This is a genomic window from Arthrobacter sp. Y3225116 (genome assembly GCF_059091245.1).
This window is the reverse complement of sequence record NZ_JBNHGL010000001.1, coordinates 16,223-36,384: the sequence shown is the minus strand read 5'-3', so window position 1 is coordinate 36,384 and position 20,162 is coordinate 16,223. Positions and strand designations below refer to the sequence as shown.

The following is a 20,162-nucleotide window of genomic DNA, read 5'->3' as shown; positions in this document are numbered from 1 at the left end:
AAATGAAGGCAACTACTCCCGTGACGGTGATTACCGGCTTTTTGGGCAGCGGCAAGACGACGCTGATGAATCACGTTTTGGGGCAGCAGGAAGGGCTCCGAATTGGCATCGTGGTTAACGAGTTCGGGGAACTGGGCATTGACGGCGCCCTGATTTCCCAAGCGGAGGGAATGGATATTGTCGAGTTGGCGAACGGTTGCGTTTGCTGTGCAAGCCGCGGCGACCTGGAAGCGGCCTTAAGCGCACTGGCCTCCGGGGGAGTACAGTTCGACCACATCCTGCTGGAAAGCAGTGGACTCGCCGACCCCGGTCCGGTAATGGAGAGGCTGGCCAGCCCGCCGCTGTCGGATGATTTGCATCTGCACCAAACGATCACGGTGGTGGACGCCGCAAACTTTGATAAGAATCTCGAGTTTGCAGAGGCGGCCTATAACCAAATCACGCATGCCGACATTCTGTTGCTAAGCAAGACTGATTTGGTTAGCAACGAAGTCGTCGAACAGATCTGCGCCGGGTTGCAGCTGCTCAACTCTTCGGCCGAGGTCCTCACCGCAGGGTGGGCCTCCCTCGACGTGGCATCTTTGATCGCTGGGTCGCCCTCTTCCAAGCCGGAGGGCCGCCAGGCGAAAAGTCCTCATCCAGGACCGGCACATGCCACCCATGCGCCGTCCCTGACCAGCGTCAGCATTCCGGTGGAAACGCCGCTCGACGAAGCGAAACTGGTTTCCTGGCTGGAGGCCTTGCCGGACAGCGTGGTGCGGGCAAAGGGCATCGTGCAAATCTCCGGGGCGGCCGGAATCAGGACGTCAGCAGTGCACGTCGTCTCGGGTTCTGTCGCCTGGGAAGACGTTGCCCACGATAGCGCTCAAGGCAGGCGCGGAATGGTGGTCATCGGCCACAACCTTGAGGAAGACATCCTGCGGCGTAGCTTTGGCAACTGCCTTTCACAGCCGGACCAATCCGCCGCGTGACTGGCAATTCGGAGTGGCTGAGGACTGTGCGGCAGGAACCCAAGGAGGAAATATCCATGTCTACGGTGGGAACCCCGGCAAGGCACGTTGACTGGACCGCGCTGACCAGCGGAACGGCAAAGTATGCCGCCGACATCGTCCTGCCCGGCGAATTGGTTGCCGGGGTGTTGCGCAGTCCCCACCCACACGCCCGCATTCTGGGAATCGATGTTTCCGGCGCCCGGAAACTGCCCGGTATTCACGCGGTGTTAACTGCCGGCGATGTGACGGACAACTTCTACCTGGACTACCGGGCGGTGGATGCCGACCGGCGGATCTTAGCTGCGGATAAGGTCCGGTACGTGGGGGAGCCCGTCGCACTGGTCGCAGCCGAAACCGCTGATCAGGCTGAGCGGGCCCTGGAAGCCATCCGCGTCCAGTACAAACGACTCCCCGTCCTCGATACGGTCAGTAAAGCGGCAACATCAAGGGCGCCTGCGATCCATGCAGGGGCGACAAAGGGAAACGTGGCCCACACCGTCAGCCGCCGGTACGCTTCACCGACGGCTCTGCAGGTCCCGACGGAGCACACCGTCCGTTCACGGTACTTGTCGACCCGACAGTCACACGTCACGATGGAACCGCATACGGTGATAGCGCACTGGCAGGCAGAAGAGGACTGCCTCCACGTGTGGGCCCCTTCGCAGAACCCGCGGCTGATACACCGCGACCTTGCCCAGCTATTCAATCTGGCTCCGGAGGCAGTCCGGATGCACGAGTTGACGGTGGGCGGAGACTTCGGCGGACGTACCCAAACCTCCGGCACCGAAGGGCTCGTGTGTGCGCTCAGCATGGCCACCGGGCGTCCGGTCAAACTGAAACAGTCCCGGTCGGAAGAGTTTGCCTTCACGAAGTGGCGTCTCAGCTGGGATACCTCCTTGGAGCTCGGCTGCGACAGCGAGGGAAACGTTACGGGGCTCAGTGCCGCGTTCGACGTCGACAATGGAGCTTACAACCAAGCCGGTCCCGGCGAGATGGACTACGGATCGATTGCGCTCGGCTCCACTTACCGCTGGGACACATACAGCGGCGACGGCCGATGCGTTTACACCAACAAGCCGTCGCCTTCCTCGTTTCGCGGTGCCGGGGGCTATGCGGTCACCTGGTCCCTTGAATGCGCCATCGATGAACTTGCCGAAAAGGCCGGCATCGACCCCATTGACTTCCGCCTGCAAAACGCTGTGTCCGAGCCGGCAGAAAAGTCGATTACAGGCTGGGAAATCAAATCCAGCGGGCTCAAAGAATGCTTGCAGGCTGTCCGGCAGGAAATCGATTGGGACCGCAAACGTGCCCAGGGAGGCAATGGGCGGGGCGTCGGCGTAGCCTGCGCAATGCATGTTACCGGCCTCTCACGCGAGAACATGCTGACCTCAGCGGCCGCTGTGGACGTCTTCCCTGACGGACGGGTGAGGATCCGGTCAGGATGCGGTGATGCAGGTACCGGACAAAAGACACTACTCTGCCAAGCGATGGCCGAAGTTCTGGGCATCGAACTGGAGAACGTCTCGATACTGGCAACCGATACTGCACACACGCCCCACGATGCCGGAGCAGGGGCCTCTCGCGGCAGCTTCGTTTCAGTTAGCAGCGTTAAGAAACTGGCCGAAGAAGTCCGGGAAATCCTCGTGACGACGGCGGCGCAAAAGTTCCACGCCAGTCCGGAGGACATCCACTGGGACGAAGGCCAAGCCGAATACTCCGGGGACGCAATCGATATCGGCACCTTGGCGGGGCTCGCGGCACCCGGCGAGGAATCCTTAACCGTCGAGTCGGAGTTCCGGGGACTGGCCCGGCCTGCCGACCCCAACGGGTATGAGGATATTGCGCCGACGTATTCGTTTGCTGCCCATGCCGTAGAGGTGGAAGTCGACCAGAACACCGGAGCAGTTCGGGTCATCCAGGTCGTAGCAGCCCACGACTCCGGAACGATCCTCAATCCCAACACTGCCCGCGGCCAAGTCGAAGGCGGCGTAGTCATGGGCATCGGAGCGGTACTCGGGGAATCGCTGATCTTCGAGGAGGGCCGGGTCGTCAATCCCAGCTATGCCGACTACGTGGTGCCTCGGGCCTCGGACGCCCCCGGTATCCATACGGTTTTCATTGAGACAGCCGATACGGCCGGCCCTTTCGGGGCCAAGGGCCTCGGTGAAATCCCGCTGATGGCCATCGGCCCGGCAGTGACCAACGCTATTCACCACGCCACCGGGGTCCGGCTGCGACAGGCACCGCACACCCCCGACGTCGTCATCAAAGCCCTGCGGGAGCGTGACGGCCTGAAGCAGCGGGCGGGTGCATTGGGAACCGACATTCACAGGTGGTGGGTGGAAGCGATTCGGCGTGCCTACCCGCTCGGTCTTCACAAGGCGCTGAAACGCCTGGGTCCGGTCATTCAGCCCACGCCGGTGGCCGGCCGCGTCCGTGACCTAGTCAGGCCGGAGTCCCACGCGGAAATCCTCACCGAGCTCGCGGCCGGCAACGACAGGATGCCGCTTGCCGGTGGAACCGATATCTTGGCGTTGGAAGGCCAGCGCCTCCCGATCAAGCCGGTATTGGTGGACCTGACGTTGAACCGGCAGCTGACCGGCGTCACCACCACCAGCGATGGCACAGTGCATATCGGAGCTGCCGTTACGCTGGCCGAACTGACACAGAATCCGGCGGTGGGCACGGCCCTACGGCAAACCGCGCACGAAATCGCGACGCCGCAAATACGCCAAGTCGGCACCGTGGCCGGCAATCTCTGCCAGGCCAAACGCTGCTGGTTTTACCGCAACGGCTTTGACTGCTACAAACGCGGCGGCGCTACCCGTCCCTGCTACGCGGTGCTCGGCGACCACCGCTTCCACCACGCGGTCAAAGACGGACACCGCTGCCAAGCGGTCACTCCCTCGGACCTGGCCACTACGTTAATAGCGCTGGACGCCGTCCTGGAAGTTGACCGCAGGGACGGGAGGCGCAACGTGCAGGCGGCCGACCTGTATCGTGGCCCCGGTGAGGTGACGCTGCGGGACGACGAAATCATCACCAAGATCTCTCTTCCCCCGGCTGCTCTTGCCCGGTCAACGGTTTACCGTAAGTTCTCGCTGTGGCACGGGGGTTTCGCCGTTCTTACAGTCGCGGTATCGGCAGCCCAGCCGCTAGCGGGCGTGGGTAGCGACGTCAGGATTGTGCTTGGCGGTGTTTCGCCCTGCCCGCGGCGGGAACAGACCCTCGAGCGGATCCTCGAAGGGACGGCAGTGACTCCTGACGCGGTGGAACGCTGTGTTGCCACGTGGCTCGAGTCGACGAATCCGCTCCAGGACAACCACTGGAAGGCATTTGCCGCGGGGAACGTGCTGCGGGCCGCCCTCAATGAACTGTTCGAGGTGAAGGTCCCATGAAAAAAGTGTTGTCAGTCAACGGCGAGCACCACGAAGTGGAAATTGATTCAGTCGAGCGGCTGCTGACGGTGTTGCGGGACCGCCTCCAGTTAACCGGAACGAAGGAGGCCTGCGGGGTTGGTGAATGCGGGGCCTGCACTGTTTTGGTCGGCGGAAGCGCACAGCAGGCATGCATCACCTTGGCTGCCCGGGTAGATGAAGACATCCTGACCATAGAAGGCCTTCGAGAGAGCGGGGCCGGCCTGGACGCTCTGTTCGCCGAGCACGGTGGTTTCCAGTGCGGGTTCTGCACCCCGGGCCAAATGCTCAGCAGCCATGCCCTGTTGCGGAGGATTGCTGAAACCGGTGCAGATCTGACCGACGAGGAGGTCAGAAAGGAAATGGCCGGAAACGTCTGCCGGTGCACGGGGTACGCCGGCATCATCCGGGCCATCCGTGCCGGCTTGGAGGATGCCGCCACGGATCCTAGGGAGCGCGCCCAGCGACTCCCCGACGAAAAGGATCAGGTAGAGCGGCAGCACGGAACCCGGCCTTCGCCCAGCGGGCGAGTTTAGCTCGACAGGAATTGCTAAGGTCGGGCAGCGTGCACCATCGAAAATTTCTGGATGCGGCACCTCATGGTTCCGCCCGTTGCCGCACAAGGAGCAGCACGTGGACAGCCATATAGAGGCTTACCTCAGGTGGTGGAATAACGGGGAGACTTTCGCGCTGGCCACCATAGTCGGCGGGCAGGGGTCCGCCCCGATGCCGCTGGGCACTGCAATGGGCATTGGACCGGCCGGGCCAGAGGCGATTGCGGAGCACGGTCCCCGTGCTGTCATCGGGTCACTCTCCGGAGGATGCATCGAAGCGTCCGTTTACGCTGCGGCGGATGACCTCTTCAGTTCCAGTGTTCATTGTGCGGTGGAACACTTCGGGTACTCGGATGAAACCTCCTTCGCTGCCGGACTGACTTGCGGCGGCAGACTGGACGTTTTCACGGAACTGGTCAGCAGGAAGACCTTTGCGGAATTTGGCCGGTTGGCCGAAGTGATCAGGAACCAGGAAACCGTGGCACTGGCGACAATCATCGATGGCCCCACCGACAACCTAGGCAGACACCTGCTGATTTTCCGGGATCATTTAGAGGGGAGCCTTGGATCCGATGCGCTGAGCAGTGCCGTCTTCTCCGAGGGCGTCGCCTTCCTCGAGGCAGGGGAAACCGGAAGCTTGGTCTACCAGCCTGAGGGACACAGGCCGGACGGCAGCCTGCGCGTTTTCATCCGCACCTTTAAACCGGCGCCGCGGATGCTGGTCTTCGGTGCAATTGATTTCGCTGCGGCTTTAGCCGACGCGGGGAAACTGCTCGGCTATCACGTCACCGTGTGTGACGCTCGTCCGATCTTCGCCACAGCCCGCCGCTTTCCCCAAGCCGATGAGGTCGTGTGCAAATGGCCCCATAAGTACCTGCAGGACGAATTTGATAAGGGGGCCATCGACGCCAGCACCGTTATCTGCGTGCTGACGCACGATCCGAAGTTTGATATCCCCTTGTTACAACTGGCCCTGCAACTCCCGGTTTCCTACGTAGGAGCCATGGCCTCGCGAAGAACTCACGACGAACGGCTCCGCTTGCTCCGGCAAGCGGGGGTAAGCGAGTCCGATATCGCCCGCCTGAGATCACCGATCGGATTGGACCTCGGTGCTCGAAGTCCACACGAAACGGCCATCTCGATAGTTTCCGAGATCATCGCGACCAACAACGGCAGGTCCGGAGGTCCGCTAGTTCAATCGCGGGGGCCAATACACCGCCCGCGGGAGTCTTTCGTCCTGCATCGGTAAGCGGGTACATGATCTGAAGCCACCCGACGATGCGCTCTGACTTGTGGGAACGTAACCTACTTGGTCATCGAGCGGTGCGCCTCGGGGAGCGGAACTTTCTTTTCGCCCTTGAGCGCGCCGTCCATGGTTTCCTTCCAGACCGGGGCGGCGACTTCGGAGCCGGTCAGGTCGGTGTAGGTGTTGCCGTAGGCCGTGAGGCGGGTGAGCGGATATTCTGCGCCGCCGCGGGGATCGCCGAGCCAGACGGCGGCGGTGAGCTGGGGAGTGCCGCCGACGATCCAGTTGGCCGCGAAGTCGTTGGTGGTTCCGGTCTTGGCCCCAGCCTCCCGGTTGCCGTCGAGCTCAAGGCGTGGTCCCAAGGTTCCCCTCGGGTTGAACGGTTCCTTGAGTACGTCCGCGACGGTGTCCGCGACTTTCGGATCGATGGCGCGGTGGCAGCCGGGGTCCGGGACCGGCAGCTCTTCTTCGGTGCCGGTGCGGACTGCCTTGATGACCGTGACGGGGCGGCACACCGTGCCGTCGCCCATGAAGGCGGCGTAGGCGTTGGCCATTTCCAGCGGGTTGACTTCGTAGGCGCCCAGGGCAATGGAACCTTCCCTGCCGCCAAGCTTCTCGGGGTCGATGGAGGTGATGCCCAGCGTGTTGGCCATTTCGGCGGCCTTGACGACCCCGACGCGCTCGACGAGCTTGATGAAGTAGATGTTCACCGAGGCACGGATCGCCTGGTACGCATTGATGACTCCGTAGTCCTCGTTGTCGTAGTTGATGTAGCCGCCCTTCGGATTGTCCAGTTTCTTTGAGCGGTAGGGGCCGTCCGCCTTGAACTTTTGGGCGGTCGGGATGCCCTGCTCAAGTGCGGCGGCGAGCACGATCGGCTTCATGGCCGAACCGACCTGGAAGGCGTGCTTGGCGTAGACAACCTGCGTCTTCCCGTCGCCCTCGCCCCAGGCACGGTTCTGCGCGATGGCGACCACGTGCCCCTTGCCCGGCCGGACGATCGCGGTTCCCAGGGCCGCGCGGTTGTCGTTGCCGAGCGCCCGCTTCACTGCCTTCTGGGCCGCGTCGGCGGCCTTCCGGTCGAGCGCCGTCGTCAGCGTCAGCCCGCCCAGGTAGAAGCGCTCCTGCCGGGCGTCGTCGGTCTTGCCGAAGGCCGGGTTGCCCAGAATTTCTTCGCGGACCACCTCGCAGTAGAACGGATACTTGGACCCGCCGCAGCTGGACGGCACGGAGCCGCGCTTTACGCCCAGAGGGGCTTCGCGGACGGTCTGTGCCTCGCGGGCCGACAGGACTCCCTCCTTTTCCAGCACCTGAAGCACGGTGTTCCGCCGCGCGCTGGCCGCGTCCGGCTGGGTGAACGGGTCGTAGGCGACCGGCGCCTTGAGCAGTCCGACCAACAGGGCGGACTGCGCGTGGTCGAGCTTCGCCGCCGTCGTGCTGAAGTACACACGGGCGGCGGCCTCCACGCCGTAGGCCCGGTTGCCGAAATAGACCGCGTTCAGGTAGCGCGTGAGGATCTCGTCCTTGGGCAGCTGCTTTTCCAGGGCGACGGCATACTTCATCTCGCGGAGCTTGGCGTTATACGTATCGCCGACGGCGACCTTGTCTTCCTCTTCATTGCGGGCGTGGTTGACCAGGATGTTCTGGACCAGCTGCTGGGTAATGGTGGAAGCTCCCTGGACGTTTTCGCTGGTGACGTTGTTGATCAGCGCGCGGGTGATGCCGAGGGGATCGACTCCGCGGTGCTCGTAGAAGCGGGCATCCTCCGTGCTGATCAGGGTCTCCTTAAAGGCCTCCGACACCTGGTCAAGCTCAACGTCGATCCGGTTCTCGCTGTAGAGCCGGGCGAATTCCTTGCCGTCCTTGTCCAGCAGGACGGTGTGCTGTGGCAGCGGTCGCTCCACCGGCAGATCGGTCGGCAGGTCTTGCCACATGTCCAAGACGGAATTGCCGACAACGGAAACGCCCACCGCCGCGGGTGCGACGATCGCCCCGGCCCCTAGGGCCGCCACAGCAACGCTCACCAGCCACAAGTCGAGGCGCCGACGCCGGAGCTTCTTCTTCGGACGACGGGCAGACGCCATCAGTTCGTCGAAATCGACCTGCTGAAACCTGTTTCGTCGAAAGGGCCACATGATGCGTTATGCGGGAAATCCAAGTGACGGATGCATCCGCGCGTAGCCTTCAGGCGGGGCGTTGGGGAGCATTTCCTGACGATGGATCCCACACCCCTCCTTCCCCGCAATGGAGCAGTAGAGAAAATGGTAGAAGCTCAAAACCCCCTTCGGTAGAGGCCGGCCTACCCTGTTTTGACCAGGGGAGGGGCACCGTTGTGGAACGCTGCTGCAGGATGGCGGAGGCGCCGGATATGGTGGCCACGAACAGCCATTTCCTGACCGAAGGAGAAACATGCAACGCGACGTGCAGGCCGGTTTCGTGGACCGCCAGACCGCGGACGGGCGCCCAGCCGCGGTGGCCACCGTGCAGATCGACAATGACCGGGTGACGGTGACGGAGTGGCGGTTTCCTCCCGGCGGGGAAACCGGTTGGCATGTGCATCCCGTGGACTATGTCGTGGTTCCCATGAGCACCGGTTCGCTGACCCTGGAGACCAGCGAGGGGGCATCGGCCAGCCAGCTGACCGCGGGCCTTTCCTACACCCGCAAGGCGGGCAGCGAGCACAACGTTGTCAACGAGTCCGACGACGATTTTGTGTTCGTCGAGATCGAGCTGAAATAGCCCGGCCGGCAGAAGGCCGGTCGACCGCGGCTCAGCCGGTGACCACGTGCGCGTCGATGAGGACCGGGCCGTCGGCGGTAAGCGCCTTTTGGTAGGCGGCTTCGAATTCTTCGCGGGTGTTGGTGCGTTCGGCGGGGACGCCGTAGCCCTCGGCGATGGAGACGAAGTCGATGCCGCCGAGTTTCAGGCCGGGGACGTCGGGTACGCCCATGCGTTGGGCGAAGCCGGCGAGGGCGCCGTAGCCGGAGTTGTTGACGATGACGAACACGGTCCGCGTCTGCCGCCGGGCCGCGGTGTAGAGGGCGGTGATGCCGTAGTTGGCGGAGCCGTCACCCACGGTCGCGACGATGGTTTTCTCCGGGGCGCCCAGGGACATGCCCACCGCTGCGGGCAGGCCGAAGCCCAGGCCGCCGGAGGCCGGGAAGTGGTACATGCCCGGCCGGTCGATGGCGATGCGTTCGAGGTAGTCCAGGTCCAGCGTGGTGGTCTCGTTGACGTAGGCGACGGTGTCGTTGACGTGGGTGTTGAGGACTTCGAGGATTTCGGTGCCGGTCATGCCGTCCGGGGAGGTCCTGGCCGCCGGCAGCTCCCGGGTGCCCGGTTCGCCGCGCCGCCGGCCGCGGTCCTTCACGCCCTGGGCCAGGGTCTTGACCGCCCCTGCCACGTCGGCGACGACGGACCGGCCGAATGGTGCCCGGGTGGCCTCGCGCGCGTCCTGGGTGAGGTGGATGACGCGGGTTCCTTCTTCGAGATAATTGCTGGGTTCCCAGCGGTGGTACCGGAAGAGGGCGGCGCCGAGGACGAGCACGACGTCGTGGCCGGCGAGCCGGTCGCGGACGGACTTGATGCCCGGGACCAGGACCGCCTCGAAGTTCGGGTGGGTGGTCGGAAACGGGCCCCGCGAGGGGGAGGGCGCGACATAAACGGAGGCATCGGCCTTCTCCGCCAGGGCCACGACGGCGTCGAACACGGCCGGGTCTTCGACCGCGGCGGCGTCCACCTGCGGGCCGACGACCAGGGCCGGGTTCTTGGCACCGTCAACTGCCGCGATCAGTTCCCAGGCCAGGTCCTCGGTGAGGCCGCCGGCGGTGGCGACCGAGCGGTCGGTGAGCAGGGCGTCGTCGTCGAGGGCGGGCTCGGACCAGTCATCGAGGGGGACCGAAACGTAGACCGGTCCGCGGGGCTGGGTGCAGGTTTCGAACACGGCCTGGGACAGGGTGCGCGGCACGTCGTCGGCGGCCAGCGGCTCGTGCGAGTACTTGACCAGCGGTGCCGGCAGGGCCGCGGCGTCGGCGCTGGCGAGCATCACTTCCTGGCCGACGGTGCGGCGGACCTGCTGGCCGGCGAGGATGACCATCGGGATGTGCCCGTAATGGGCGTTGGTCAGGGCGCCCATGGCGTTGCCCGACCCGGAGGCGGCATGCAGGTTCACCAGCGCCGGCCGGCCGGTGGCGCGGGCATAGCCCTCGGCCATGCCCACGACCACCTGCTCGTGCAATCCGAGGACGAAGTCGAAGTCCCCGCCCAGGCCGGCGAGGAACGGAAGCTCGTTCGACCCGGGGTTGCCGAAAATCGTGGTCATCCCGTGTGCGCGGAACATCTCCAGCGTCGCCTCGAGAACCGTCTTCTTCTTGCCCGTCACTCTTCTGCTCCTCCAACTTCGCGAACGAGGCGGTCAATACTGCGACCGGCCGGCCCGGCGTCATGCCATTGGACGCAGCCTATGTGTGTGAATCACTAAATCCAACAGCCTCCGGGCTTCCCGAAGGCCTGGCCCTTTCGGCAGCGCCGGTAACGTAGGGACGCGCGGCAACGCGACGGCCCGGACGCGATAGCGTGGACCCATGATGGTCCGGGCGGTTCGGACCCGAAAGGAGCAGCATCGTGTCCATCGTCGTCATCAACGCGCTCAAGGTACCCGAGGGCTCGGGCACCGAATTGGAGGCGCGGTTCGCCGCGCGCAAGCACGCCGTCGACTCCGCTCCTGGGTTTGAGGGCTTCCAGCTGCTGCGTCCGGTCGCCGGCGAAGACCGCTACTTCGTGTACACCCAGTGGGCCACGCGGGAGGACTTCGAGAACTGGCGCGACAACCGTGCGCCGCGCGATCACGGCTCAAAGACCCCGGTGGCCAGTGGGTCGGAGCTGCTCGAGTTCGAGGTTGTCGAGCTCGCCGACTGACAACCCCGACTGGCAACAGAGTCACGGCTTGGGGCCGGACTTGCGGTCGGGCGAAACCCAGGCTGCCCGATTGGAGCTTCGAAACCCACCCGGTGTCCGCTGGGAGCTCCTTCCGGGAGAGGATCTCCTAGCGGTGGCGCATCCGGAACAAACCGGTGAGACCGCCGAGGACGAGGAGGCCCGCGGCCAGGGCCGCCAGCACACCGGGCGGCAAGGCCCCGTAAACCATCCCAAACCCGGCGGAGCCCAGCGCCTGTCCAATGGCCAGCGCGATGAAGAGCCACGAAGTCCCCGCTCCGGCACTGGCGGGCCACACGCTGCGCGCCCAGAGGATGAGCACGCCGGACAGGCTCATGTAGCCGGCACCGAATACGGCCATGCCGGCATAGGCGACCCAAGCGGTGCCGGTGGCTGCTGATACCGAGACCCCTGCAGTGGCGATGGCCAGGACAATGGCGAAAAAGGACCACGCTGCCTGCATTCCCAAGCGCCGGACCAGGGCCCCGGTGAGTATGCCGAGGACCCCGCCCAGGCCCAAGGCGATCCACAGCCATCCGACCCGAGCGGCAGCCACGGAACCGGCATCCGTAACCAGCGATGGTCCAAACGTCCAGATCAAGGCCGAGCCGGCGCCCGCAATGACCGCGGCCCCGGCGGGGACGATGAGAAGATGCCACGGGCCATGGCGTTCGGGGTTCGAGGCCGGCGCGGAGGCCGGGCGGGCAGAGGTGCCAAGATCCGCCCGTGCCCGGACGGGATACCACGCCGCGACCGCCGTCGCCGCGCACACCAGCGCCATGAGCGCCCATGCCCAGTGAATCGAAGTGACCACTGAGGCGACTATGCCGGCTCCCACGACGCCGACAGCGGTTCCGGAGTTCACCAGGGACTGTGCCGTCGCACTGGTGCGGCGTGCCACGAGCGCGTCAATAACCGGCACCAATGCCGGTGAGGCGAAGCCCCCGCCCATACCGCCGACGAACACAGCCGCCACGAACGTGCCCGGGGATGAGGCAACGGCCACTCCCAGGCAGCCGAGAGCAGCAGTGCCTCCGGCGAGGATGAGACCGGCCCGAGGCGCGCGGTCGACGAAGCGGGAGGCCGCCACGGCAGCCACCGAATAGGAGGTGAACTGCGCGCCCGCAGCCCATCCCAGCACCCCGGTAAGTTCCGGCCGCTGCGCGGCCAAGAGCGGGGCGAAGAGGCCGACCCCGAACCGTGCCATGCCGTAGGTGGCCGCGATCAACAGCATTCCGGCCAGCGCCACGCCGAGGCCGGAGCCTGCTCGGCGACCCGCCGCGGTCCTCCCCATGCCGGGCACCTCCACCCATAACGCCCGTTACGCCATAACGAGCGTTACACTAGCCCCATGCCTGACCTCCTGACTACCCGCGACCGCATCCTGAATGCCGCCGAGATGCACTTCTTCCAAGAAGGCATCTCCGTCACGGGGGTGGATCGCGTTGCCGCATCGGCCGGGGTGGCGATCGTGACCCTGTACAAGCACTTCGGTTCCAAGGACAACCTCCTGCGCGAAGTGCTCTCCCGCCGGCTCGAGGCCTGGAGCGAACACTGGGATGACGCCGTAGCGGCCGCTGCGTCCGCGGAGGAACGGCTACTCGCGGTTTTTGACGCCGTCGAGTCCTTCCGTGCGGCAGCGAACCCGACCCAGTGGTGCAGTTTCCTGGCCACCGCGTCGGAACGGCCCACGCCCAAGGACGGTGAGGCCGACCCGGTCTTCGCACTGATCCGCCAGGACACGCAGATGGTTACGGAGCGGCTGGCACGGCTGGCGCAGGAAGCCGGATGCCCCGACCCTGACGCGCTGGCTTCAGCGCTGCTGCTGCTTTACAACGGCGTCCTGGGCAGCCTGCTGCGGGGAGCTCCGGCCGCTCCGGTGAGGCATGCGCGCAACGTCGCGCGCATGATCATCGAGTCGGGGGTAGGCCAGGATCAAGCCGCCCGGTCATAGGGGCAAGCTTCCGTTATCGTTAGGGCATGCCCGAGATGCCGGAAGTGCAGGGACTCGTCGACTTCCTGCGGCTGAAGCTCATCCCGACCGACGCCCCGCCGGCCCAGGTGGCCAAAGTGGAGGTGCTGTCCTTCTCCGTGTTGAAAACGGCGGACGTGCCGCCGGAAACGATGGGAGCCGAGCCGGTGTCCGCGGTCTCGCGCCGCGGGAAGTTCATCGTCATCACCGCGGGGCAGACGCACCTGGTGATGCATCTGGCCAAGGCCGGGTGGCTCCGCTGGTCGGATGCGCTGAAGCCCGAACCCCTGCGGCCCGGCAAGGGCCCCATTGCGCTGCGCGTGCGGTTCGCCGCCGCCGACGGCGCCGGCCAGCCCGGGTTCGACCTGACCGAAGCAGGCACCAAGAAATCGCTGGCCGCCTACGTGGTCAAGGACCCGATGGATGTGCCGGGCATCGCCCGCCTGGGACCCGACGCGCTCGACGTCGACCACGCGGCGTTCGCGCGGATGCTCGCCTCCCACTCGGGACAGATCAAGGGCCTGCTGCGGGACCAGTCGGCGATCGCGGGCATCGGGAATGCCTACAGCGACGAGATCCTGCACGCGGCGAAGCTCTCGCCGTTCGCCAACGCCTCGAAGCTGGATGCAGAGGACGTGGAGCGGTTGTTTTGGGCGATGCACCAGGTGCTCGAGTCGGCGATTGCCCACGCCTCCGGCCGACCGGCCAGCGAGCTGAAGGATTCCAAGCGCAAAGCCATGCGCGTGCACGCCCGAACCGGCGAGCCGTGCCCGGTGTGCGGCGACACGGTCCGGGAAGTGTCCTTCGCGGATTCCTCGCTGCAGTACTGCCCCAGCTGCCAGACCGGCGGGAAGCTGCTGGCGGACCGGCGGATGTCCAAGTTCCTCAAGTGAAACTGCTGCGGTCTGCGGTCCGGTTTTTCACCGTAGATATTCGCGGTGCTCCTTGACGGGTGGTTCCTCCGACCGCGGTATCTTCAAAAGGGACGACGCGTACTGCGGGAAAGAGGGGGGGGCATGATCGCTGAGCCATACGAGGCAACACCTCGTGCCTGAATTTGGTTTCGGATTACACCACATTCAGCTCGCACTGCCGCCGGGTGGTGAGGATGATTGCCGGAAGTTTTACCTCGAAGTCCTTGGGCTCACGGAGGTTCAAAAGCCACCGATTTTGGCTGCGCGTGGTGGGCTGTGGGTGCGCGCCGATAACCTAGAGATTCATCTAGGAGTCGAGGAAAATTTCCGTCCTCAGCGGAAGGCACATCCCGGAATCCTCGTTCGGGACATCGATGCACTGGCCCGGCGGATAGAAGCTCATGGGCATGCACCCGAATGGGATGACAATTTCCCTGGAATGCGCCGGTTCTACCTACGGGACAACCACGGAAATCGGCTTGAGTTTCTCTCGCCTCATAGCGGGTAGAAGAGCAGAGGGTGGCGGAAGCAGGTTTGCGTCCGCCACCCTCACTGCACCACCGATCAGGCGTGCGCCGCGCCGGCGCCGGCCGCCGCCGTCGTTGTTTCCGTTGTCCGGCTGCCGCGGATGAGGTCCGCGCAGCGTTCGCCGATCATCATGACGGTCAGGTTCGGGTTGACCGTCACGTGCTCGGGCATGACCGACGCGTCCGCCACGCGCAGGCCGGTGACGCCCTTGACCCGCAGCTCGGAGTCCAGCGGGGACATCGCGTCGTCGTCCGGTCCCATGCGCACGGTGCCGACGGGGTGGTAGACGGTGTTGTGCGTCTTGCGGATGTAGTCCTGCAGCTCTTCGTCCGTCTGCGCCTCGACGCCCGGCGACAGCTCCCGGCCGGCCCACTCCGCCATCGCCGGCTGCGCGGCGATCTCGCGGGCCTTGCGGATGCCGGCGACCATCACGCGCATGTCGTGGCCCTCGGGGTCGGTGAAGTACCGGGGATCGACCATGGGCTTGTCACGGAAGTCGCGGCTGCGCAGCCGGACGGTGCCGCGGGAGCGGGCGTGCGTGACGTTCGGGGTCAGGCTGAAGCCGTTCTCCGTGGTGGGGTAGCCGTGCCGCAGGGTGTTCATGTCGAACGGCACCGAGCCGTAGTGCATCATCAGGTCCGGGCGGTCCAGGCCCTCCTCGGTGGGGGTGAAGATGCCGATCTCCCACCACTGGGTGGATGCGGTGACCATCGGCTGCTTCGCCTCGAACTGGACCACGCCCTCGGGGTGGTCCTGCAAGTGCTCGCCTACGCCGGGGGAGTCCACCACCACGTCGATGCCGTGCTCCGCCAGGTGGGCGGCCGGCCCGATGCCGGAGAGCATCAGCAGCTTCGGCGAATCGATGGCGCCGGTGGACAGCACTACCTCGCGCCGCGCGGACAGTGTGTGCGTGCGGCCGAAGGCATTGTCCACGATCTCGACGCCGGTGCAGCGCTTGTCCGCGTCGAACACCAGCCGGCGGGCACGCAGGCCGGTCAGCAGGGTGAAGTTCTCCCGCTCGATGATCGGGTGGATGTAGGACACGGAACTGGAGGAACGCGTGCCGTCCGCCCGGCTGTTGATCTGGAAGAAGTTGGCGCCGTTGACCACGGTGGTGCCGTCGTTGAACGTGGCCCGCGGGATGCCGGCCTGTTCGCAGGCATCCAGCAGCGCGACGCCGGTGGGATCGGCCGGCGGGACGTTCATGACGTGAACGGGGCCGGAGTCGCCGTGGTGCGGGGCGTCCGGGCCGGCGTCCTCGTTGGTCTCCAGCCGCTTGTACAGCGGGTAGGCGGCCTCGGCGTTCCAGCCGGTGACCCCGTGCTTGGACTCCCACTCGTCCAGGTCCTCGCGCGGGGCCCAGAATGCGATGCAGGAGTTGTGGCTGGAGCAGCCGCCCATGACCTTCGCCCGGGAGTGGCGCATGAAGGAGTTGCCGTTCTCCTGCGGCTCGATCGGGTAGTCCCAGTCGTAGCCGGACTCGAGCAGCTCCATCCAGCGGTCCAGCTGCAGGACCTCGGGCACGCCGCGGTCGTCCGGGCCGGCCTCCACCAGTGCCACGGACACCGCGGGGTCTTCGCTCAGGCGGGCGGCGACGGCGGCGCCGGCGGATCCCCCGCCGACGACGATGTAGTCGAAGTCCCGGTCGATAAGGTTCTCGACGTTGTCGATGTGCATCAGTTCTCCTTGCGGTGGTCAGCGAACCAGCCGGTCACCTGCGGGCTGGTGTTCTGGTAGATGTGCTTGGACTCCTGGTACTCGGCCAAGCCGGTGGGGCCGAGCTCGCGGCCCACGCCGGACTGGCCGAAGCCGCCCCATTCGGCCTGCGGGAGGTAGGGGTGGAAGTCGTTGATCCAGATGGTGCCGTGGCGCAGCCGGCCGGCCACGCGCTGGGCCTTGCCGGCGTCCTGGGTCCAGACGGCTCCGGCCAGGCCGTAGATCGTGTCGTTGGCGGTGGCCACTGCCTCGTCCTCGTCGCGGAACGTCTCCACCGTCACCACCGGGCCGAAGGCTTCGTCCACGACCACGGACATCCCCCGCTCCACGCGGTCCAGGACGGTGGGCAGGTAGTAGAAACCGTCGTCGTACTCGGGGCCCTCGGGGGCGGCGCCGCCGCAGCGCAGCCGCGCGCCCTCCTCCACGCCGCGCTTCACGTAGGCGTCCACCTTCTCCCGGTGCGCCGCCGAGATCAGCGGGCCGGTTTCCGCGGCCTCGTCGAAGGGGCCGCCCAGGCGGATGCCCTCGGCGCGGCGGACGAGCTCGTCCACGAAGCGCTCGGCGATCGATTCCTCGACCAGCAGGCGGGCGCCGGCGGAGCAGACCTGCCCGGAGTGGACGAAGGCCGCGTTCAGGGCGTTGTCCACGGCGGCGTCGAAGTCGGCGTCGGCGAACACCACGTTCGGGTTCTTACCGCCGAGTTCCAGTGCCACCTTCTTCACGGTGCCGGCGGCGGCCGCCGCGACGACCTTGCCGGTCACCAGGCCGCCGGTGAAGGAGACAAGGTCGACATCGGGGTGTTCGGAGAGCGGTGCGCCCGCCTCCGCGCCGGGGCCGGTGACCAGGTTCGCTACGCCGTCCGGCAGGCCCAGGTCCTTGAGCAGTTCCATGGTCAGGATGGCCGTGGACGGGGTGAGCTCGGCGGGCTTGAGCACGAAGGTGCAGCCGGCGGCCAGCGCGGGCGCGATCTTCCACGCGGCCTGCAGCAGCGGGTAGTTCCAGGGCGTGATCATGCCGCAGACGCCCACCGGCTCGTGGACAATGCGGCTGACGACGGCGGGGTCCCCGGCATCGACCACGCGGCCCGCCTGCTGCGAGGCGATCTTGCCGAAGTACTCGAAGGAGGCGGCGATGTCGTCCATGTCCATGCGGCTTTCGACGATCCGCTTGCCGGTGTCCAGCGACTCGGCGCGGGCGAACTCCTCGCGGCGCTCCCGCAGGCCGGCGGCAACCTTGAGCAGGAAGTCACCCCGCTCGGGCGCCGGGACGGCGGCCCAGACGCCGGAGTCGAAGGCGGCGCGGGCGGCGGCAATGGCCCGCTCGGTGTCGGCGCGGCCGGCCTCGGACACGGTGGCGACAACCTGGCCGTCGGCCGGATTGCGGATCTCGCGCACTGCGCCGTCGGCGGCCGGCTCCCAGGCGCCGTTGATGAACAGGGTGGAGGCGGGGGTGGTCATGGTGTCTCCTTCGGAAGTGCGGCGACGGGTTCTGGGACGGCGGCGACGGGTTCGTCGACGGTGTCGTAATCGGTTTCCCAGTCCGCCTTGGGCGGGACGTTTTCCGCGGCGGTGCTGTAGGGCAGCGTCGCGCGGTGCTGGTGCAGGAACTCGAGGTGCACCTCGTAGTGGTCCAGCACATCGGCGATGACCTCGTCCTTGCTGTACCCCATGAGGTCGTAGCCGTGGCTGCCCTCGAGCGAGAACACCTCGATCCGGTAGTACTTGCCGCCCGCGGCGGACGAGCGCGCATAGGACGGGACGTCGTTCTGCACCGGATAGATCTGGTACTTGAAGGTGCGTTCGCCGTCGAGCTCCACGCAGAGGTCGGCGGTGTCGATCCCGAAGGCGTCGACGGTGCTGGTCTTCAGCGTGGCCTCCAGCCCGCGGGCGGCGAGGTCGGCGCGGACGTCGGACAGAGCGGGCACGGCGACCTCGGCCACGAAGCGCTGGGCCTGCCGGCGGCCCGGGTAGTTCATGGCCCGGGCCAGGCGCTGGCGCCAGCCGCGGCGGCCGTCCGCCCCGTGCGGCACGTTGGTGCGGGAGTTCAGCACGGCGTGCAGGCCGGCCTGGTAGCTGTCGGCCAGGGCCGTCTCCAGCCGCAGCGCCTTGTAGAGGCCCAGCATGATGAAGACCAGCACCACCGAGAACGGCAGGCCCATGATGACGGTGGCGCTCTGCAGCGTGGGCACCCCGCCCACCAGCAGCATGGCCAGGGTCAGCAGGCCGGTGGCGACGGACCAGAAGACGCGCAGCCACTTGGGGCCGTCGGAATCGGCGTCCTTGAGGTACGAGGTGAAGTTGCTCATCACGAGGGCACCCGAATCGGCGCTGGTGACGTAGAACAGCAGCCCGGTAAAGGTGGCGATCGCGGCGCTGAGCGGGGCCATCGGGTACTGCTCCAGCAGACCGTAGAAGGCGCGCTCCGGCTGGCTCATGGCCACCTCGCCGAAGGCGGTGTTGCCGCTCATCACGATCTCGAGGGCGCTGTTGCCGAAGATCGAGATCCACAGCAGGATGAAGGCGAACGGCACCACCAGCACCCCGACGACGAACTCGCGCAGCGTGCGTCCGCGCGAGATGCGCGCCAGGAACAGGCCCACGAAGGGAGCCCAGGCGATCCACCAGGCCCAGAAGAACAGCGTCCAGCCGTTCAGCCAGTCGTCCGGCCGGTCGTAGGCAAAGGTGTCCAGGGCCATCGACGGGAAGCGGGAGAGCGTGTCGCCGATGTTGGTCACGATGCCGTCGAACAAGTAGCGGGTGGAACCGGTGATCAGGATGAAGACCATCAGGGAGATCGCCAGAATGACGTTGAGTTCGGACAGCCGGCGGATGCCCTTTTCAATCCCGGTGAGCACCGAAATCGTCGCCATCACCACTGCCACGGCGATCAGGGCGATCTGCACGATGGTGTTTTCCGGAATGCCGAACTGGAAGCTCAGGCCGTAGTTCAGCTGTGCGACGCCGATGCCCAGGCTGGTGGCAATGCCGAAGATGGTGCCCAGCATGGCGGCAATATCGACAGCGTGGCCCACCGGCCCGTGGATTCGCTTGCCGAGGATCGGGTAGAGCGCCGAGCGGATGCTCAGCGGCAGGTTGTGCCGGAAGGCGAAGTAGCCCAGCGCCAGCCCCATGAGGGCGTAGAGTCCCCAGCCGAGGATGCCGTAGTGGAACAAGGTCCAGACCACGGCCTGCCGGGCGGCTTCGACGGTGGAGCCGTCGCCCGTGGGCGGTGCCAGGTACTGGGTGACCGGCTCCGCAACCGAGAAGAACATCAGGTCAATCCCGATACCCGCGGCGAAGAGCATCGCGGTCCAGGTAAAAATGTTGAAGGTGGGTCGCGAATGGTCCGGCCCCAGCCGGGTCTTGCCCACGCGCGACATGGCCACGAAGAGGACAAAGACGAGGACCGAGACGACGATCAGCGAGTACCACCAGCCGAAGGTCGAGCCAACCCATGTGACGGCGCTGCCGATCACCGCGTCGGCCGACTCCCGGTCCAGGATGGCCCACAGCGCGATGCCGAGGACACCTGCCGCGGAGCCGATAAAGACGGTCTTGTTAACCCGCGTCCGCGGCTCGGGTGCGGCGGCGGTGCCGGGGGGAGGCGCCGGTGGGGCGGCTCCGGGCGCCGTCGTCGGGCGCTTACTGTGTTCGTCGTCGAGCGTGGGCTCGCCGGTCTCGGGCGGCGTACTCATATCGGTCTCGTACCTCGCATCGTAGGGGTGCTGGTCGCGGTCTCGCTGTTGTCTTCGCCGGGTGAGGGCAACTCTCGACGCTAGCAAGAGCAGGAATTAACCTGCCTGCGCGCGTATAGCACATTAGTTAAGTGAGGAAGGTTACCCGGTTACGTGGGGAGACTCACGCCTATATCCCCGCGTGTTCTGTTTACG

15 protein-coding genes are annotated in these 20,162 nt (G+C 66.0%); 9 read left to right on the top strand and 6 right to left on the bottom strand.

Going from position 1 to position 20,162, the window contains the following annotated elements; all coding sequences use genetic code 11:
* The first annotated feature begins 2 nt into the window (after window positions 1-2).
* The 4 genes from AC5RV2_RS00150 (at window position 3) to AC5RV2_RS00135 (ending at window position 6,211) form a co-directional block, all read left to right on the top strand.
* Window positions 3-971 carry a CobW family GTP-binding protein gene (locus AC5RV2_RS00150; RefSeq protein ID WP_494090610.1) on the top strand — a complete coding sequence of 323 codons (969 nt, stop codon included), beginning with the start codon at window positions 3-5 and terminating at the stop codon, window positions 969-971.
* Window positions 972-1,027: 56 nt separating this feature from the next.
* Window positions 1,028-4,390 (top strand): molybdopterin cofactor-binding domain-containing protein, encoded by a 3,363-nt coding sequence (locus AC5RV2_RS00145; protein WP_494090609.1) that lies wholly within the window; start codon window positions 1,028-1,030, stop codon window positions 4,388-4,390.
* Window positions 4,387-4,944: a (2Fe-2S)-binding protein gene (locus tag AC5RV2_RS00140; protein WP_494090608.1), complete on the top strand. Its 558-nt coding sequence runs from the start codon at window positions 4,387-4,389 to the stop codon at window positions 4,942-4,944. Before AC5RV2_RS00145 ends, AC5RV2_RS00140 begins: the two co-directional genes overlap by 4 nt.
* Before the next feature lie 97 nt (window positions 4,945-5,041).
* On the top strand, window positions 5,042-6,211 hold the full coding sequence (locus AC5RV2_RS00135; RefSeq protein WP_494090607.1) for an XdhC family protein: 1,170 nt from the start codon (window positions 5,042-5,044) through the stop codon (window positions 6,209-6,211).
* A gap of 56 nt (window positions 6,212-6,267) precedes the next feature.
* On the opposite strand, the gene AC5RV2_RS00130 is transcribed toward AC5RV2_RS00135, so the two are convergent.
* A complete protein-coding gene (locus tag AC5RV2_RS00130; protein WP_494090606.1) occupies window positions 6,268-8,232 on the bottom strand; it encodes a transglycosylase domain-containing protein in 1,965 nt (654 codons plus the stop codon).
* Window positions 8,233-8,617: 385 nt separating this feature from the next.
* On the opposite strand from AC5RV2_RS00130, the gene AC5RV2_RS00125 reads away from it, so the two are divergent.
* Window positions 8,618-8,947 carry a cupin domain-containing protein gene (locus AC5RV2_RS00125; RefSeq protein WP_494090605.1) on the top strand — a complete coding sequence of 110 codons (330 nt, stop codon included), beginning with the start codon at window positions 8,618-8,620 and terminating at the stop codon, window positions 8,945-8,947.
* Window positions 8,948-8,978: 31 nt separating this feature from the next.
* Here the strand turns inward: AC5RV2_RS00125 and mdlC are convergent, their stop codons facing one another.
* Window positions 8,979-10,589, bottom strand: coding sequence for a benzoylformate decarboxylase (gene mdlC / locus AC5RV2_RS00120; protein WP_494090604.1), 1,611 nt, complete (start codon window positions 10,587-10,589; stop codon window positions 8,979-8,981).
* Between the two features lie 242 nt (window positions 10,590-10,831).
* Between mdlC and AC5RV2_RS00115 the strand changes: the two genes are divergently transcribed.
* The gene (locus tag AC5RV2_RS00115; RefSeq protein WP_494075798.1) at window positions 10,832-11,125 is read left to right on the top strand and encodes an antibiotic biosynthesis monooxygenase family protein; all 294 of its coding nucleotides are present in this window, start codon (window positions 10,832-10,834) and stop codon (window positions 11,123-11,125) included.
* Window positions 11,126-11,252: 127 nt separating this feature from the next.
* Here the strand turns inward: AC5RV2_RS00115 and AC5RV2_RS00110 are convergent, their stop codons facing one another.
* Complete coding sequence (locus tag AC5RV2_RS00110; protein ID WP_494090603.1) at window positions 11,253-12,437, bottom strand: MFS transporter; 1,185 nt, start codon at window positions 12,435-12,437, stop codon at window positions 11,253-11,255.
* A gap of 57 nt (window positions 12,438-12,494) precedes the next feature.
* Here AC5RV2_RS00110 and AC5RV2_RS00105 point away from each other — a divergent pair, with 57 nt between their 5' ends.
* From AC5RV2_RS00105 to AC5RV2_RS00095, 3 genes are all read left to right on the top strand, one after another.
* The gene (locus AC5RV2_RS00105; RefSeq protein WP_494090602.1) at window positions 12,495-13,097 is read left to right on the top strand and encodes a TetR/AcrR family transcriptional regulator; all 603 of its coding nucleotides are present in this window, start codon (window positions 12,495-12,497) and stop codon (window positions 13,095-13,097) included.
* 26 nt (window positions 13,098-13,123) lie between these two features.
* The gene (locus AC5RV2_RS00100; RefSeq protein ID WP_494090601.1) at window positions 13,124-14,008 is read left to right on the top strand and encodes a DNA-formamidopyrimidine glycosylase family protein; all 885 of its coding nucleotides are present in this window, start codon (window positions 13,124-13,126) and stop codon (window positions 14,006-14,008) included.
* 154 nt (window positions 14,009-14,162) lie between these two features.
* A complete protein-coding gene (locus AC5RV2_RS00095; RefSeq protein ID WP_494090600.1) occupies window positions 14,163-14,537 on the top strand; it encodes a VOC family protein in 375 nt (124 codons plus the stop codon).
* 56 nt (window positions 14,538-14,593) lie between these two features.
* On the opposite strand, the gene AC5RV2_RS00090 is transcribed toward AC5RV2_RS00095, so the two are convergent.
* The 3 genes from AC5RV2_RS00090 to betT are packed head-to-tail and all read right to left on the bottom strand — an operon-like array spanning window position 14,594 to window position 19,967.
* Window positions 14,594-16,234: a GMC family oxidoreductase gene (locus tag AC5RV2_RS00090; RefSeq protein WP_494090599.1), complete on the bottom strand. Its 1,641-nt coding sequence runs from the start codon at window positions 16,232-16,234 to the stop codon at window positions 14,594-14,596.
* The gene (locus AC5RV2_RS00085; RefSeq protein WP_494090598.1) at window positions 16,234-17,730 is read right to left on the bottom strand and encodes an aldehyde dehydrogenase family protein; all 1,497 of its coding nucleotides are present in this window, start codon (window positions 17,728-17,730) and stop codon (window positions 16,234-16,236) included. Before AC5RV2_RS00085 ends, AC5RV2_RS00090 begins: the two co-directional genes overlap by 1 nt.
* Window positions 17,727-19,967, bottom strand: a complete 2,241-nt coding sequence (gene betT, locus AC5RV2_RS00080) for a choline BCCT transporter BetT (RefSeq protein WP_494090597.1) — start codon at window positions 19,965-19,967, stop codon at window positions 17,727-17,729. The genes AC5RV2_RS00085 and betT overlap by 4 nt, the downstream gene beginning before the upstream one ends.
* Between the last annotated feature and the right edge of the window lie 195 nt (window positions 19,968-20,162).

What these genes read in the sequence shown, in the direction of transcription:
- AC5RV2_RS00150 (WP_494090610.1), top strand. Translation starts at nt 3, where the DNA reads ATGAAGGCAACTACTCCCGTGACGGTGATTACCGGCTTTTTGGGCAGC.
- AC5RV2_RS00145 (WP_494090609.1), top strand. Translation starts at nt 1,028, where the DNA reads ATGTCTACGGTGGGAACCCCGGCAAGGCACGTTGACTGGACCGCGCTG.
- AC5RV2_RS00140 (WP_494090608.1), top strand. Translation starts at nt 4,387, where the DNA reads ATGAAAAAAGTGTTGTCAGTCAACGGCGAGCACCACGAAGTGGAAATT.
- AC5RV2_RS00125 (WP_494090605.1), top strand. Translation starts at nt 8,618, where the DNA reads ATGCAACGCGACGTGCAGGCCGGTTTCGTGGACCGCCAGACCGCGGAC.
- AC5RV2_RS00110 (WP_494090603.1), bottom strand. Translation starts at nt 12,437, where the DNA reads ATGGGGAGGACCGCGGCGGGTCGCCGAGCAGGCTCCGGCCTCGGCGTG.
- AC5RV2_RS00105 (WP_494090602.1), top strand. Translation starts at nt 12,495, where the DNA reads ATGCCTGACCTCCTGACTACCCGCGACCGCATCCTGAATGCCGCCGAG.
- AC5RV2_RS00100 (WP_494090601.1), top strand. Translation starts at nt 13,124, where the DNA reads ATGCCCGAGATGCCGGAAGTGCAGGGACTCGTCGACTTCCTGCGGCTG.
- AC5RV2_RS00090 (WP_494090599.1), bottom strand. Translation starts at nt 16,234, where the DNA reads ATGCACATCGACAACGTCGAGAACCTTATCGACCGGGACTTCGACTAC.
- AC5RV2_RS00085 (WP_494090598.1), bottom strand. Translation starts at nt 17,730, where the DNA reads ATGACCACCCCCGCCTCCACCCTGTTCATCAACGGCGCCTGGGAGCCG.
- betT (WP_494090597.1), bottom strand. Translation starts at nt 19,967, where the DNA reads ATGAGTACGCCGCCCGAGACCGGCGAGCCCACGCTCGACGACGAACAC.